Origin of the sequence: Erythrobacter sp. (assembly GCF_035194505.1) — a bacterium.
In the GTDB taxonomy this organism is placed as follows: Bacteria; Pseudomonadota; Alphaproteobacteria; order Sphingomonadales; family Sphingomonadaceae; genus Erythrobacter.
On sequence record NZ_CP136573.1, the window covers coordinates 2,499,199 to 2,513,590 of the forward strand.

Consider the following 14,392-nt stretch of genomic DNA (forward strand, 5'->3'; position numbering starts at 1 on the left):
GCGATGATGGGGGCCATGATCCGCTCGCTTCTCGCCGCTCTCGCAGCTTTCGCTTTCCCCGCCGCTGCCCTCGCCGCCCCGCCGCCTGCCACAGTGGTGGTGGGCTTTGATCGCGAGACCATTCGCCCGCTGATCGTCGAGGGGCTGGCGAACAAGGAAACCGGGCGCAAACTCGAGGCCAATGATCCGGTGCGGATCGCGTCGATCTCCAAGCTCGTCATGGGCCTTGCCGCGCTGAAGCTGGTGGACGAGGGCAAACTCGATCTCGACCGCGATGTTTCGGACTATCTCGGGTGGAAACTGCGCTCGCCCTTTCACCCCGACGCGCCGGTGACGCTGGCGCACCTGCTGTCGCACCGCGCTGGATTGAGCGACAAGGGCGGCTATTCCATCCCCTTGGGCGAGAGTCTTGAGGCCAAGCTCGCCGATCCCGCATCATGGCGCGACGTGGCAAAGCCGGGCGAGGCGGCCTTCGAATATGCCAACCTCGGGTCGCCCCTTGTGGCCACCGTGCTCGAGGCGGCGAGCGGCGAACGCTATGACCGGCTGGTGGAGCGGCTGATCTTCAAGCCGCTTGGCGTGAAGGCCTGCCTCAACTGGATCGGCTGCGGCCCCGAGCTGGAGGCGCGCGTCGTCACGCTCTACCGCCACACCGGCGAGGTTGCGGCGGACGGGCCGGACCGGCTCCCGCCCGCCTGCACGATTCCCCTGGCCGAGGGGCAGGCGTGCAATCTCGATGCCTATGTGCCGGGCACCAATGCTTCGATCTTCTCGCCTCAGGGCGGCGTGCGGATCGGGATGGTGGATCTCGCGAAGATCGGTCAGGCGCTGCTCCTCGGGCCGGATTCCGGGCTGCTGAGCGAAAAGACCTTCGACCGCCTCGCCTTTTCCGCCTTCGAAGGCGCGACCGGCGCGTCGGAACTGTTCTGCCACTATGGCCTCGCGGTGCAGGCGATCGAGATGGGCGAGGGCGCGTGCGACGACACGCTGTTCGGCCGCGGCGGGCCGTGGGTGGGCCACCCGGGCGAGGCCTATGGGCTGCTCTCCGGCCTGTGGTTCGACGTGCAGACCTCGCTCGGCTTCGTCTATGTCACCACCGAGGCTCCGCCCCCGGCAGGCGGCGAGGACACCGGCAACTTCACCCCGCGCGAGAAAGAACTGATGGCGCGGGCGCTGGAGATGGTGGGGAAACCCTAAGCCTCCGCCTTCACCCGTTCGCCCAGCTTGGCGATCAGCGGCGTGGCGAAAGGCTTGGTCAGCATCGTGCTGCCCACCGCCATCAGCAACAGCGCGGTGAAGGTCGTCGGCGTGATCACCTGCTTGTCGAGCAGGATGTTGGCGAAGATGATCATGATCAGCGCCTTGGTTTGCAGCAGCCAGCCGATCAGGCTCGCCTCGGTGCGGCTCCAGCCAAGCAGCTTGCCTGCGATATGCACGCCCAGCAGCTTGCCGCCCACCGCCGCCACCAGCAGCAGCGCCGCCGCGCCGAACACGATCAGCCCGCCGCCTTCCCACTGGGTGCGAAGGCCCGTGGAGAGGAAGAACACCGGCATGATCGTCAGCAGCACGACATTGCGGAAGCGGTCCATTGCCTCGTGGCCGAACCACTTCGCGTCGAGCACCACGCCCGCCAGAAACGCGCCGACCATGAAGTGCAGCCCCGACCAGTCGCCAGCAAGGCCGCACACGGCCAGCCAGATCAGGCCCACCGCCCAGCGGTCATTCTCGTCAAGGCGCTTCATCAGCCAGCGCACCGCCCAGGCCGCCAGCGTAAAGCCGACGAGGAATACCGCCTGCCGCCCGATCCGCTCCCAATCGAGCAGGATGAGCGCCAGCACGCCCCAGATCGCGATATCATCCAGGCTGGCATAGCGCAGGATGCGCTGGCCGAGCGGCTCGCGCAGGATGCCGAGCTTCTCCATCAGCAGCACGAGGATAGGCAGCGCGGTGACCGCGCAGGCCATGCCGATGCCGAGCAGCGCCTGCCAATAGGCCCCCTCCGGTCCGCGCCAGCCGGGATATTGCAGGATCAGCGCCGCCGCGAGACTGCCCGCGAGGAGCGGCACCCCGAGCGCGAGGCCGGCGGTCACGCCCGTCTCGCCGCGATGCTTCCACGCCTGGCTCAGATCGAGCTCGATCCCGGCGACGAAGACGAACAGCATCACCGCCCACCACGCGACGCCGTTCAGCGCGATGATGACATCGGGTTTGAACACGAAGGCATAGTAATCGGGGAAGGCCGCGCCCAGCACGCCAGGCCCCAGCAGGATCCCGCCGACGATCTGCACGACGACGAGCGGCGCCCAGTAATCGGTGCGCAGCACGCGCCACACCAGCCACGGCACGGCGAAGATGATCGTCAGCGCGATCAGATAGATTTCGGTCAGATTCATCCCGAGGGCGTGTCTATTGAGCCGCAGACCCTCACGCAAATGCGTTTTTCACACGGCAAACCGGTGTCCGCCTGATTGACGCGCTGCAGCAATATGGGCAGGGCGGGCACGTCTTCCGCCCGGGAAGCGATTCTCGTGCGGGCAGGCGAGCGGGAGAGCCCGATGCGAGCCCTTTTGGGGCAAGCAAAGGCGCCGAAGGAGCAACCGCCCCGGAAACTCTCAGGCCACCGGACCGCTCGGCTGCATGACACTCTGGAAAGCGCTGCGGGCGCCTGTCCGCAGCCACCGAAGGGGTAAGGCCCGTTCGCCACGTGGGGGTGCGGCGGGTTCAGTCTCTCAGGTCACCCGACAGAGGGGGCAGGATCGTGGCGGTGCGCGCGCGCATCGTCGGACTGCCGTATTCTGCCGGGGACTGACCAAGTGACTGACCACGATACCGACGACCAGCTGGAAGACATCGCGCTCGAAGCCCTGCCGCTCGACGCCTGGCACCGCGCCCGCGGCGCCCGGATGGTGCCGTTTGCGGGCTATGAAATGCCGATCCAGTACGAAGGCATCGTTGCCGAGCACAACTGGACGCGCGAGAGTGCCGGGCTGTTCGACGTCAGCCACATGGGCCAGCTGCTGCTGTCCGGCCCCGACCTTGACGCGGCGGTCGAAGCCGTTCTGCCGATTGACCTTTCGACGCTCAAGGTCGGCCAGCAACGCTATTCGCTGCTGCTGGACGAGGAGGGCGGGGTGCTTGACGACCTGATGGTCTCGCGCTGGCCCGAGGCGCTATATCTCGTCGTCAACGGCGCGACCAAGTGGGACGATATCGGCACGCTGCGCGAGGCTCTGCCCGACGATATCACGCTCAATCACCTCGACGAACAGGCGCTCATCGCGCTGCAAGGCCCCAAGGCGGTGGACGCGCTCGCGCGCCATGTGCCGGGGGTTGAGGCGCTGACCTTCATGAAGTTTTCGCCCTTCAAGCTGGCGGGCCATGATGTCACCATCGCGCGCGCGGGCTATACCGGCGAGGACGGGTTCGAAATCTCGCTCCCCGCCGCCGCTGCTGCCGAGATCGCCGATCTGCTCTGCGGCGAACCGGAAGTGAAGCCCATCGGCCTTGGTGCGCGGGATTCGCTGCGGCTGGAGGCAGGCCTGCCGCTTTACGGCCACGACCTCAGCCCTGAGACTTCGCCGATCGAGGCCGGTCTTCTGTTTGGCATCAACAAGCGCCGCCGCACCGAAGGGGGCTTCCCCGGTGCGGAGCGGATCAACCGCGAGATCGCTGAAGGCACGGCCCGCAAGTGGGTTGGCTTGTGCCTCGAAGGCCGCCTGCCTGCCCGCGAAGGCGCGGAAGTCTTCGCCGGCGATCAGAAGATCGGCACCGTCACCAGCGGCGGCTTCTCGCCCACGCTCGGCGCGCCCATCGCCATGGCTTACGTCGCGAGCGAATATGCCGCCAATGGCACCGCGCTCGAAGTCGAGGTGCGGGGCAAGCGCCTCGCCGCCACCGTTTCATCCACGCCTTTTGTCCCCCACCGCTATTTCAGAGGGAGCTGACCCATGCGCTATTTCACTGACGAACATGAATGGATCGACGTTGACGGCGATATCGCCACGGTCGGCATCACCGATTACGCGCAGGGCCAGCTGGGCGACATCGTGTTCGTGGAACTGCCCGCCGTCGGCACCGCAGTTGCCAAGGGCAAGGACGCGGCCGTGGTCGAGAGCGTCAAGGCCGCGTCGGACGTCTATGCGCCGATCGACGGCGAAGTGACCGAAACCAACGGCGCGCTCGAAGAAGACCCCGCGCTGGTCAACACCGCGCCCGAAGGCGAGGGCTGGTTCTTCAAGATGACCATCGCCGATGCTGGTCAGCTCGAAGGGCTGATGGACGAGCCCGCCTACAAGGCCTTCATCGACAGCCTATGACCTCTGCCCCGCCGCCCGTTCCTGTGCGCCTGATGGTTGCGACCCCGCTTTATGACGGGGCGCAGGCGGATTACTTGCGCAGTGTGATCGGGCTGGCGGGCGCGGCGGAGCGGGCGGGCTATGCCTGCGCCTTCGCCTGGCTCAGCAGCAATGCCGTGATCGACCGGGCGAGGAATGCGCTGGCGGCGGCCTTCCTGCAATCGGATGCGACGCACCTCGTGTTCATCGACGGCGATATCGGCTTTGTGCCGGAAGAGCTGATCGATTGCGCGGCGCGGATGGTGGCGGATGATCGCCTGGCCGTGCTGGGCGCGCCGTGCCCCAAGCGGCGCACCAACTGGGGCCTTGTCGCCTCGGCGGCGGCCAAGGGGCTGGGCGATCAGAACCCGGCGATGCTGGAGCGCTATTCGGGCGTCTTTGCGCTCGACCTTGCGGACCCTGCGGGCCAGTTCCCGCTGGGCGAGCCGATCGAACTCACCCGCGCCGGCACCGGCCTGATGATGATCCGGCGCGATGTGATCGAGACGCTGGTACAGCGCCATCCCGAGCTGGCCTACGTGCCCGATCAGCTTGACCGCGACAGCGGGCTCGTGGCCGAGCGCATCACCGCGCTGTTCACGGCCATGATCGACCCCGAGAGCGGGCATCTGCTGTCCGATGACTATGCCTTCTGCCACCGCGTGCGCGCGGCGGGCTTCCGCATCTGGCTCGCCCCCTGGATGCGTACCACCCACACGGGCCCCGCGCGCTTTGCCGGAACCCTTGCCGACCTTGCGCAATTGAGCGCCTGACCCTCCAACCCACCAGCCACGGAAACCTCCCTCCCATGCGCTACCTTCCTCTCACCGACACCGACCGGCAGGCGATGCTGGCGAAAATCGGCGCTGCGAACATCGACGATCTGTTCGTCGATGTGCCCGAAGTCGCCCGCCTCGACGGCCCGATCCGCGGCCTGCCGATGCACGCCAGCGAAATGGCGGTCGAACGCCACATGAAGGCGCTGGCGGCGAAGAACCTGGCGGCGGGGGATGCGCCCTTCTTCCTCGGCGCGGGCGCCTATCGCCACCACGTTCCGGCGAGCGTCGACACCATCATCCAGCGCGGCGAGTTCCTGACTGCCTACACGCCCTACCAGCCGGAAATCGCGCAGGGCACGCTGCAGATGCTGTTCGAGTTCCAGACGCAGGTCGCCCGCCTCTATGGCTGCGCGGTGGCCAATGCCTCGCTCTACGACGGCTCGACCGCGTGTTGGGAAGCCGTGGCAATGGCGACCCGTGTGACCCGCCGCAAGCGTGCGGTGCTCTCGGGCGCGCTGCACCCGCACTACGCGCAGGTCGTGAAGACCATGGCGCACTTCACCGGTGACACCATCGCCGACGCGATGCCCGCGATCACGCCCGAGCCTGATCTCGACGGCCTTATCGCCCGCATCGACGAGGAGACCGCCTGCGTCGTGGTGCAGTATCCCGACATCCTCGGCCGCATCAGCGATCTTGGCCCCGTGGCCGAAGCCGCCCACGCCAAGGGCGCGCTGCTGGTGGTGGTCAACACCGAGCCGGTGGCCCTGGGCGCGATCAAGAGCCCTGGCGAAATGGGCGCGGATATCGTGGTGGGCGAGGGCCAGTCGCTGGGCGTGGGCCTGCAATTCGGCGGGCCTTACTTGGGCCTGTTTGCCGTGCGCGATCCCAAGCACGTGCGCCAGATGCCGGGCCGTCTGTGCGGCGAGACGACCGACGCCGAGGGCAAGCGCGGCTTCGTGCTGACGCTCTCGACCCGCGAGCAGCACATCCGCCGCGAGAAGGCGACCAGCAACATCTGCACCAATTCCGGCCTGTGCGCGCTGGCCTTCACCGTGCACATGACCCTGCTCGGCGAGCGGGGCCTGCGCGAACTCGCCGCAGAGAACCACCGCCTCGCCTGCCTTGCTGCCGATCGCCTCGCCAAGGTGCCGGGCGTGGAGGTGCTCAACACCGCCTTCTTCAACGAGTTCACCGTGATGCTCGGCGGCAAGCCCGCGCGCGAGATCGTGCGCGATCTGGCGGACCGCGGCGTGCTCGGCGGCGTATCGCTCGGGCGGCTTTACCCGGGTGTCGAGGCGCTGGAGCACGCGCTGCTCGTCGCCGTGACCGAGACCACCACTGAAGACGATATCGAGCGCCTCGCCTTCGAGCTTGAGGCCAGCATCAAGGAGAGCGCCCAATGAACGCCCCCAACAAGTCCGGCTGGAAGCCCGAAATGCAGGTCGCAGAGAGCGGCTTTCTCGGCGGCCCCGCCACCACCACCGGCAACCGCGCGCTGATGCTCGAAGAGCCGCTGCTGTTCGAAATCGGTCGTCCGGATGTGACCGGTGTCGATCTGCCGCCGGTCGATCCGGCCGCGCCCACGCGCCTCGGCGGGCTTGGGCGTTCGGAAGCGATCGGTCTTGTCGGTCTGACCGAGCCTGAGACCGTGCGCCACTACACCCGCCTGTCGCGCCAGAATTACGGCATCGATCTCGGCTTCTTCCCGCTCGGCTCGTGCACCATGAAGCACAACCCGCGCCTCAACGAGAAGATGGCCCGCCTGCCCGGCTTCGCCGACATCCACCCGCTCGCCCCGCAGAACGCGGTGCAGGGCGCGCTGGAGGTGATCCACCAGCTGGGCGGCTGGCTGTGCACGCTGACCGGGATGCCGGCGGTCGCCATGAGCCCCAAGGCCGGCGCACATGGCGAGCTGTGCGGGATCCTCGCGATCCGCGCCGCACACGAGGCCCGCGGTGACGCGCGCGAAGTCGTGCTGGTGCCGGAAAGCGCCCACGGCACCAACCCCGCCACGGCGGCCTTTGCCAACTACCGCGTCGAGGATATCCCCGCGACGCCGGAAGGCCGTGTCGATGTGGCGGCGCTGAAGGCCCGTCTCGGCCCCGATGTGGCGGCGGTGATGATCACCAATCCCAACACCTGCGGCCTGTTCGAGAAGGACTTCCGCGAAATCGCGGACGCGGTCCACGCCATCGGCGGCTATGTCTATTGCGACGGGGCCAATTTCAACGCAATCGTCGGCAAGGTGCGCCCGGGCGATCTCGGCGTCGATGCGATGCACATCAACCTGCACAAGACCTTCTCCACCCCGCATGGCGGCGGTGGTCCGGGTTCAGGGCCGGTGGTTCTGTCGGAGGCCCTCGCGCCCTTCGCCCCGCTGCCCTTCGTGCGCAAGGATGATGCCGGGACCTTCTACCTCGTCGAGGAAGAAAACCGCGAGGAGCGCGGGCCGAGCTTCGGCCGGATGACCGCCTTCCACGGGCAGATGGGGATGTTCACCCGCGCGCTTACCTACATGCTCAGCCACGGGGCCGATGGCCTGAAGCAGGTGGCCGAGGATGCGGTGCTCAACGCCAATTACATCCTGCGCAGCATGGAGGACATCCTCCACGCGCCCTTCGGCGCCAGCGGCCCGTGCATGCACGAGGCGCTGTTCGGCGACAAGGACTTCACCAATGGCCTCTCGACCCTCGATGTTGCCAAGGGCCTGATCGACGAGGGCTATCACCCGATGACGGTCTATTTCCCGCTGGTGGTCCACGGCGCGATGCTGGTCGAGCCGACCGAGACCGAGAGCAAGGCGGCGATCGACCAGTTCATCACCGCCTTCCGCGCGGTGGCGGAGCGGGCGCTGGCAGGCGACGAGGCGCTGAAGCAGGCGCCCTACTATGCGCCCCGCCGCCGACTGGACGAGACGGCAGCAGCGAGGAAGCCGAAACTGGCTTTCGAGGGCTAGGAACCGGAGGGCGAGGCGGGCTTCTTGTCCCCCTCGCCCGCATCCTCTTCCGGATCCATCACCAGCCGGATCTGGCCGAGGTTGAGGATCGCGACGTAGAAGCCGATCACCGCGAGGCTGCTTGATCCCAGCAGCGCAAAGGCCGCGCCCTTGGCGCCGTTCCAGTCGATTGCGGTGTCGAGCAGCAGCAGCGCCAGCACCGTCGGCACAGCGCGCACGATGAAGGCGACATGGGCCTTGCCCGAGGAGACGAGCAGGGATTCAAGGCTCGCCCCGACCAGTTCCACCGCGCCTGCGATGGCGAGGATCACCATCGCCCAGTAGAACACGCCGAAGCCTTCGCCCGCGATCAGTTGCAGGCCCATCCGGCCGAACACCAGCGCGGTCACCACCGCGATCACCCCGCCCACCGCCGCGATATTGGCCATGCGCCGTGCGATTTCGAGCGCGTTCTTGCGGCTGTGGACCAGCTCGGGAAGGATCGCCTTGCTGACAGTCTGCGCGAGGCTGACGAGCGCCTGCCCCAGCTGGCTCGCGACACGGAAACCGCCCGCCAGCGCCGCACCGCCAAAGGTGCCGACCATCAGGATCATCACCTGCTTGCCTGCAATCGAAAGGCTGCCCGAAAGATTGGTCGAGACGACGAAGCGCCAGGCATCCTTGGTGTGCGAGGGCAGGGCCTTGAGGCTGACCGCGCTCCAGCTCACCGGCTGCACCCGCACCGCCACCAGCCACAAGGCAATCGCCACCGCGATTTCAGCGGCGGCATAGGCGATGATGAAGCCGGTCACTGTGGGCATGACGAAGAAGGCGATGACCGAGCCGATGGCGCGGATCAGCGGCTGCACCGCCTCGGCCCCGGCGGCGCGGGCATACTGGAAATGCAGGCGCAGGATGCCCGTGGGCGTGGTGCGGATCGCCGCAAGGCTGATCGCGCAATAGCCGAAGGTCAGCCACAGCATCTCGCGCGGCACCTCCAGCCAGTAGGGCGCGCTGATGATCACCGCTCCCGCCAGTGCGAGGCCCAGCACCACCGAGACCATGTCGAGCGCGATGGCAAAGCCGGTCGCCTCGCGCGCCTTGTCGGGATCGACCGAGCCGCCGTCGCCATTCGCGCCCCAGCGCACGATGAATTGCCAGGTCTGGAAATTGGCAAGGCCGGTGATCGCCTGCCCCAGCGCCACGATCAGCGCGAAATGGCCGAAGCCCACCGTCCCCAGCGCGCGGGTGGCGAGCGCCAGATAGACGAGGCTCAATACCGCATTGAAGCCGCGCCCGCCGAGCAGCCAGCCCATGTTGGAGAACAGGCGTTTCATCGCGCAGCAGGCCGTGTCAGGCCGCAGCCCCCGTGCGGTCGCCTTCGCGTGACTTGAGGATCTTCTCGGTCACGTTGAAGGTGCGCTCGTTGTCGACGTCGATGGCGAAGTGCCCGTCAGACAGCACCACCGGCACCAGCTTGAAGCCGAAGCGGCGCGAGATCTGCGCGAACAGCTTTTCCTTCGAGCCCCAGCCCATGCGGAAGCGGATAAGGTTGATCAGCCCGAAGGCCTTGATGATGCGGCGCGGGTATTTGATGAACTGCCCGCCCTCGCGCATGATCTCGGCGGCTTTGAGCGCGCTCGCGCTGCCGAGCCAGTAGGTGTTGCAGTTGGAATAGCCACCGTCGCGGAATTCGTAGAAGCGCTTCTGGCCGATGGGATCGGCTGCCTGCACATCCTCGCGCCGCGCCAGCGCAGCTGCGCCGCCCGCGTCCTCGGCAAGGCACTTGGCGATGAATTCGGAATAGCCTTCGGGGGTGAGCAGGCAGTTATCCGCCGTGGTGATCAGCAGCGGGAAGTCCGCACCCTCGGCCCCGGCGAAGACGGAATCGACGATGTTGAAGCGGCCCTCGATCATGGTGAGGCGGCCTTCAGCGATCAGCGCGGCGACGGCAGGCAGGCCCGCAATCTCGCCCTCGTCATGCGCGACGACGCGGATTTCGCCGACATGCGGACAGGCGGCGACCTGCGCCACCACCCGCTCGATCATCGGCACGCCGTTGACCGGCACCACCGCCTTCTGGGACACGCCCGCGCGCTCTGCCAGCGGATCGAGCACGCCCGAACGCTTGCCCGCCATCACCAGTGCGGTCGCCTTGATATCTGTTGCCATAGCGCGGCGACGCTTAGCCGGATTGCCGCGCAAATGCCAAGCGCGGATGGTGAGCCTTGTGCAACAAACGCGGCAGGCCGATGGGCGCGCGCCTCGGCCCGCCCCTTACGGGCTTACCCCGCCCGTTGCTCGATCACCCCATCGTCGGGATGACGAAGGCGTTCGACCCGTCCTGCGAGCCATCGGGCCAGCGCTGGGTGATCTTCTTGTTCTTGGTCCAGAACCGGAGGCCCTCGGTGCCGTATTGGTCGATGTCGCCGAAGCCCGAACGCTTCCACCCGCCGAAGCTATGGTAGGCGACCGGCACCGGGATCGGCACGTTGATGCCGACCATCCCGACATTGACCCGCGCGGCGAATTCGCGTGCGGCGTGGCCGTTGCGGGTGAAGATGGCGACGCCATTGCCATACTGGTGTTCGCTGGGCAGGCGCACGGCTTCCTCGAAATCCTTGGCGCGCACGATCTGGAGCACGGGGCCGAAGATTTCCTCCTGATAGGACTTCATCTGCGGGGTGACGTGATCGATCAGGGTCGGGCCGACGAAGAAGCCGTTCTCGTGGCCCTGAAGCGAGAAGCCGCGCCCGTCGACGACGATCTCCGCGCCTTCCTGCTCGGCGGTGGTGATCCACTGTTCGATCCGCGCCTTGTGCTCGGGCGTGACGACGGGGCCGTAATCCGCGTCGGGATCGTTGGAGACACCGATCCGCAGGCCCGCGATCGACTTCAAGAGCTTTTCCTTGAGGCGTTCAGCGGTTTCCTCGCCCACCGGCACCACCACGGGCAGCGCCATGCAGCGCTCGCCCGCCGAGCCGAAGGCCGCGCCGGTCAAGTCGGTGACGACCTGATCGAGATCGGCATCGGGCAGCACGATCCCGTGGTTCTTCGCGCCGCCAAAGGCCTGCACGCGCTTGTTGTTGGCCGAGCCGCGCGCGTAGATGTACTGCGCGATGTCGGAGGAGCCGACGAAGCTGATCGCGGCGATATCGGGGTGATCGATGATCGCATCGACCATTTCCTTGTCGCCGTGGACGACTTGCAGCAGGCCTTCGGGCGCACCCGCTTCAAGGAAGAGCTCGGCGAGCCGCACCGGCACGGAAGGATCGCGTTCCGAAGGCTTGAGGATAAAGGCATTGCCCGCAGCGCAGGCCATGCCGAACATCCACATCGGGATCATCGCCGGGAAGTTGAACGGGGTGATGCCAGCGCCGATGCCCAATGGCTGGCGCACCGAATAGACGTCGATCCCCGGGCCTGCGCCATGGGTATATTCGCCCTTCATGATCTGCGGCAGGCCGCAGGCATATTCGATCACTTCCAGCCCGCGCTGCACATCGCCCTTGGCGTCCGGCACGGTCTTGCCGTGCTCGGAAGAGAGCATTTCGGCCAGCGACTGCATGTTCGCCTCGACCAGTTCCTTGAAGGCGAACATCACCCGCGCGCGGCGCTGCGGGTTGGTGGCGGCCCAGGCGGGCTGGACGCGCTTGGCGGTATCCACCGCACGCGCGAGCAGCGCCGCATCACCCAGCGCGACTTCGGCCTGCACTTCGCCGGTCGAGGGGTTCCAGATGGCGTGCTTGCGGGTGGCGGGGGGCGTATCGCCGACGATGAAGTGGTCGATCTGACGCATTTCGGGGGTCTCCTGTCTGGTGTCCCCAATGCCCCCCGCGTGGCCTCCATGCAAGGGGTGCGGCTCCCCTCAAAAGTGCTGGCATCCCGCTACGCGGCGGGGCACTGTCGCGGCAGGGCGAAACGAGCGAAGGGGCGTGAAATGGGCAGGCCATGGATGGGAATTGGCATTGCGGCAGCAGCCTTGCTGGCGAGCGCCGCACCCGCACAGGACGGCAGCGAGGCGAGCGCGACCGGGACTCTCGTGGTCGCCGAGCCGCGCATCATAGCCGAGAGCCTCGAACTGGTCGCAACCGGCTACACCTTCACCGAGGGGCCTGCGTGGGACGGCGGGCGGCTGATCTTCAGCGACATTCCGGGCGATGCGGTCCATGCCCACACTCCGGGGGAGCCCGGCGCCAAGCTGCTCTATGCGCCCAGCATGAACGCCAACGGCCACACCTTTGATCGCGCCGGCCGCCTGCTTAATGCCGAGCATGGCAGCGGTGCGCTCACCCGCTGGACAAGCGAGGCCGGGCGGCAGGTGATTGTGGAGGCCTATGAGGGCAAGCACCTCAACAGCCCCAATGACGTCGTGGTGCGCAGTGACGGGCTGATCCTGTTCACCGACCCGCCCTACGGCCTCGGCCTGCGCGCGGCCGAGCTGGCCTTCTCGGGCGTCTTCGCGCTTCATGAGGCGAGCGGACGCATGGTGCTGATCGACGATGCGCATTCCCGCCCCAACGGCCTCGCGCTCTCGCCCGACGAAAAGGTGCTCTATGTCGGCGACACCGCGACGCAAACGGTCTGGGCCTATGACCTTGCGGCGGAAGGCACCGCCTCGGGCAAGCGGCTGGTGGTGGACGTGACCGACGACAGCAAGCCTGGCCGGGTTGACGGCGTGCGGGTCGACCGCGAGGGGCTGGTCTATGTCACCTGCCCCGGCGGCATCTGCGTTGTCGATCCGGCGCGCGGGCTTGTGCTGGAGCGGCTCGCCACCCCAAACCGCGCCACCAACCTTGCATGGGGCGGACCGGAGCTGTCCGATCTCTACATCACCGCGATGACCGACGTGTACCGGTTGAAGACCCGCGCGCGGGGAACCGGATCGTCGAGCCGGCGCTAATCCGAAGGGATCAGCGTGATCTCGGTCTGCCGCCCGTCGATATAGCGCACGGTCTTGCCGTCGAAGAAGGCGTCCTCCTCGGTGCGGAAGTCGACCTTCTGGCCGCCCCATTCGGGCACCGTGGCATAGGAGGTGAGCTCGATTGACCAGGCGGTGTTCGCCCGGATCGGGCCGCCACCGCGCGGATCGGCGTTCTGATTGTCCCAGAAACCGATTGCAGGCCCCGCGCCGTGGCCGTGATAGCCGATCGGGTGCGAATAGATCGACGGATCGAGCCCCGCCGCAATCGCATCGGCGCGGGCGATGGCCAGAGCTTCGTTCCCTGACCGCCCGACCTTGAAGGCGCGGGTGAGGAAATCCTGCACGCGGTTCGAGTTTGCCAGGCCAGCCCTGAGGCCTGCTGGCGCTTCGGTCTCGCCCGGCTTCAGCACATAGGCAAGGTGCTGGGTATCGGTGTTGAGCCGCAGATAGGTGATGCCGAAATCGGTCCACAGCAGATCGCCCGGCTGGATCACTTCCTCGCCCTCGATCATGCCGCTACGCCCCTGCCGCTGGATCGCCACGGAAGGGTGGAACCACGGATCGAGGCCCAGCTGCATCAGTCGGTCGCGATACCACCACTGCACCTGTTCTGCCGTGGTGACGCCGGGCGTGATGACCTTCCGCGAAAACGCCTCGCCGATCACCGCATGGGCGATGCGCACCACGCTGGGATAAAGCGCCATTTCGGCCGGGGTGCGGGTTTCGAGCCAGCGGATCGCCAACCCCTCGCCCGTTACCACGCGCGATTGCAGCGGGGCGGGCAGGGCGGCCATGAAGCGCTCGTACTGGCTCAGCGTCATGCCGTCGGCGAATTGATAGAGGTCGGAGGAATTGATCGCGATGCGTTTCGGATCGCGCGCGGCAATGATCTGCGCGACCGCGGCCCATTGGTCGGGCTGATCGGCGGGGTTCCACGCGGGCGCGAACAGGCCGCCAAGGCCGTAGCGGCTGACCGTGAGCCGCTCGATGGGCTTGCCATTGCCCGGATCGAAGAAGATCAGGATCGTCCGCCGCCGCGCATGCATGTTCTCGGCATCGAGCATGGTGGCGACCACCGGCTCCTCGAAATATTCGCGCGCGACCAGCAGCCACAGGTCCACGCCCTCGGCGCGCATGATGGCCGGGATGATGGTATCGAGCCGCTCGGCCAGGATGCGGTTTTCGACCGCGGCGCGCTCGCGCGGGGTGAGGATCGCAGGGATAGCCGGGGAGGCGACCTCGGTCTCGCTCAGCGCAAGGGGGGCTGCGGCAGGTTTGGCCGCGAGCGGGCTTGCCGCGGCGACCAGGGCCGCTGCGCCTGCGATGATCTGTCCTCGCCAATCCATTGCCGTGCCCCCGCGAAAGTCTCAGGGCCACCATGAAGCCCCGCCGTGCCTTGCGCAAGGCGTGAAGCTGG

At 67.2% G+C, this 14,392-nt stretch carries 12 protein-coding genes and 1 riboswitch; of the genes, 7 read left to right on the forward strand and 5 right to left on the reverse strand.

Annotated elements, in window-relative coordinates:
• Positions 1-15 precede the first annotated feature (15 nt).
• Complete coding sequence (locus tag RSE14_RS12295) at positions 16-1,197, forward strand: serine hydrolase domain-containing protein (RefSeq protein WP_324074080.1); 1,182 nt, start codon at positions 16-18, stop codon at positions 1,195-1,197.
• On the opposite strand, the gene RSE14_RS12300 is transcribed toward RSE14_RS12295, so the two are convergent.
• Positions 1,194-2,393 (reverse strand): cation:proton antiporter, encoded by a 1,200-nt coding sequence (locus RSE14_RS12300; RefSeq protein WP_324074082.1) that lies wholly within the window; start codon positions 2,391-2,393, stop codon positions 1,194-1,196. The genes RSE14_RS12295 and RSE14_RS12300 overlap by 4 nt on opposite strands.
• A gap of 140 nt (positions 2,394-2,533) precedes the next feature.
• A riboswitch (glycine riboswitch) is annotated at positions 2,534-2,638 on the forward strand.
• A gap of 175 nt (positions 2,639-2,813) precedes the next feature.
• On the opposite strand from RSE14_RS12300, the gene gcvT reads away from it, so the two are divergent.
• From gcvT to gcvPB, 5 genes are read left to right on the forward strand one after another with little or no spacing between them, the layout of a single operon-like run.
• Positions 2,814-3,944, forward strand: a complete 1,131-nt coding sequence (gene gcvT, locus RSE14_RS12305; RefSeq protein ID WP_324074084.1) for a glycine cleavage system aminomethyltransferase GcvT — start codon at positions 2,814-2,816, stop codon at positions 3,942-3,944.
• A gap of 3 nt (positions 3,945-3,947) precedes the next feature.
• Positions 3,948-4,316 (forward strand): glycine cleavage system protein GcvH, encoded by a 369-nt coding sequence (gene gcvH, locus RSE14_RS12310; protein WP_324074086.1) that lies wholly within the window; start codon positions 3,948-3,950, stop codon positions 4,314-4,316.
• A complete protein-coding gene (locus RSE14_RS12315; protein WP_324074088.1) occupies positions 4,313-5,107 on the forward strand; it encodes a hypothetical protein in 795 nt (264 codons plus the stop codon). Before gcvH ends, RSE14_RS12315 begins: the two co-directional genes overlap by 4 nt.
• 35 nt (positions 5,108-5,142) lie before the next feature.
• Positions 5,143-6,519, forward strand: coding sequence for an aminomethyl-transferring glycine dehydrogenase subunit GcvPA (gcvPA, locus tag RSE14_RS12320; protein ID WP_324074090.1), 1,377 nt, complete (start codon positions 5,143-5,145; stop codon positions 6,517-6,519).
• Entirely contained in the window at positions 6,516-8,072 is a 1,557-nt protein-coding gene (gene gcvPB, locus RSE14_RS12325) for an aminomethyl-transferring glycine dehydrogenase subunit GcvPB (protein WP_324074091.1), read from the forward strand. Before gcvPA ends, gcvPB begins: the two co-directional genes overlap by 4 nt.
• On the opposite strand, the gene RSE14_RS12330 is transcribed toward gcvPB, so the two are convergent.
• The 3 genes from RSE14_RS12330 to RSE14_RS12340 all read right to left on the reverse strand — a co-directional run bounded on the left by RSE14_RS12330 (position 8,069) and on the right by RSE14_RS12340 (position 11,850).
• Positions 8,069-9,388, reverse strand: a complete 1,320-nt coding sequence (locus RSE14_RS12330; protein ID WP_324074093.1) for a lipopolysaccharide biosynthesis protein — start codon at positions 9,386-9,388, stop codon at positions 8,069-8,071. The genes gcvPB and RSE14_RS12330 overlap by 4 nt on opposite strands.
• Positions 9,389-9,404: 16 nt before the next feature.
• Positions 9,405-10,223: an NTP transferase domain-containing protein gene (locus RSE14_RS12335; protein ID WP_324074095.1), complete on the reverse strand. Its 819-nt coding sequence runs from the start codon at positions 10,221-10,223 to the stop codon at positions 9,405-9,407.
• Positions 10,224-10,356: 133 nt separating this feature from the next.
• On the reverse strand, positions 10,357-11,850 hold the full coding sequence (locus RSE14_RS12340; protein ID WP_324074098.1) for a CoA-acylating methylmalonate-semialdehyde dehydrogenase: 1,494 nt from the start codon (positions 11,848-11,850) through the stop codon (positions 10,357-10,359).
• 156 nt (positions 11,851-12,006) lie between these two features.
• Here RSE14_RS12340 and RSE14_RS12345 point away from each other — a divergent pair, with 156 nt between their 5' ends.
• Positions 12,007-12,954: an SMP-30/gluconolactonase/LRE family protein gene (locus RSE14_RS12345; protein WP_324074100.1), complete on the forward strand. Its 948-nt coding sequence runs from the start codon at positions 12,007-12,009 to the stop codon at positions 12,952-12,954.
• Here RSE14_RS12345 and RSE14_RS12350 read toward each other — a convergent pair.
• Positions 12,951-14,321: a M24 family metallopeptidase gene (locus RSE14_RS12350; RefSeq protein ID WP_324074102.1), complete on the reverse strand. Its 1,371-nt coding sequence runs from the start codon at positions 14,319-14,321 to the stop codon at positions 12,951-12,953. The genes RSE14_RS12345 and RSE14_RS12350 overlap by 4 nt on opposite strands.
• Positions 14,322-14,392 lie beyond the last annotated feature (71 nt).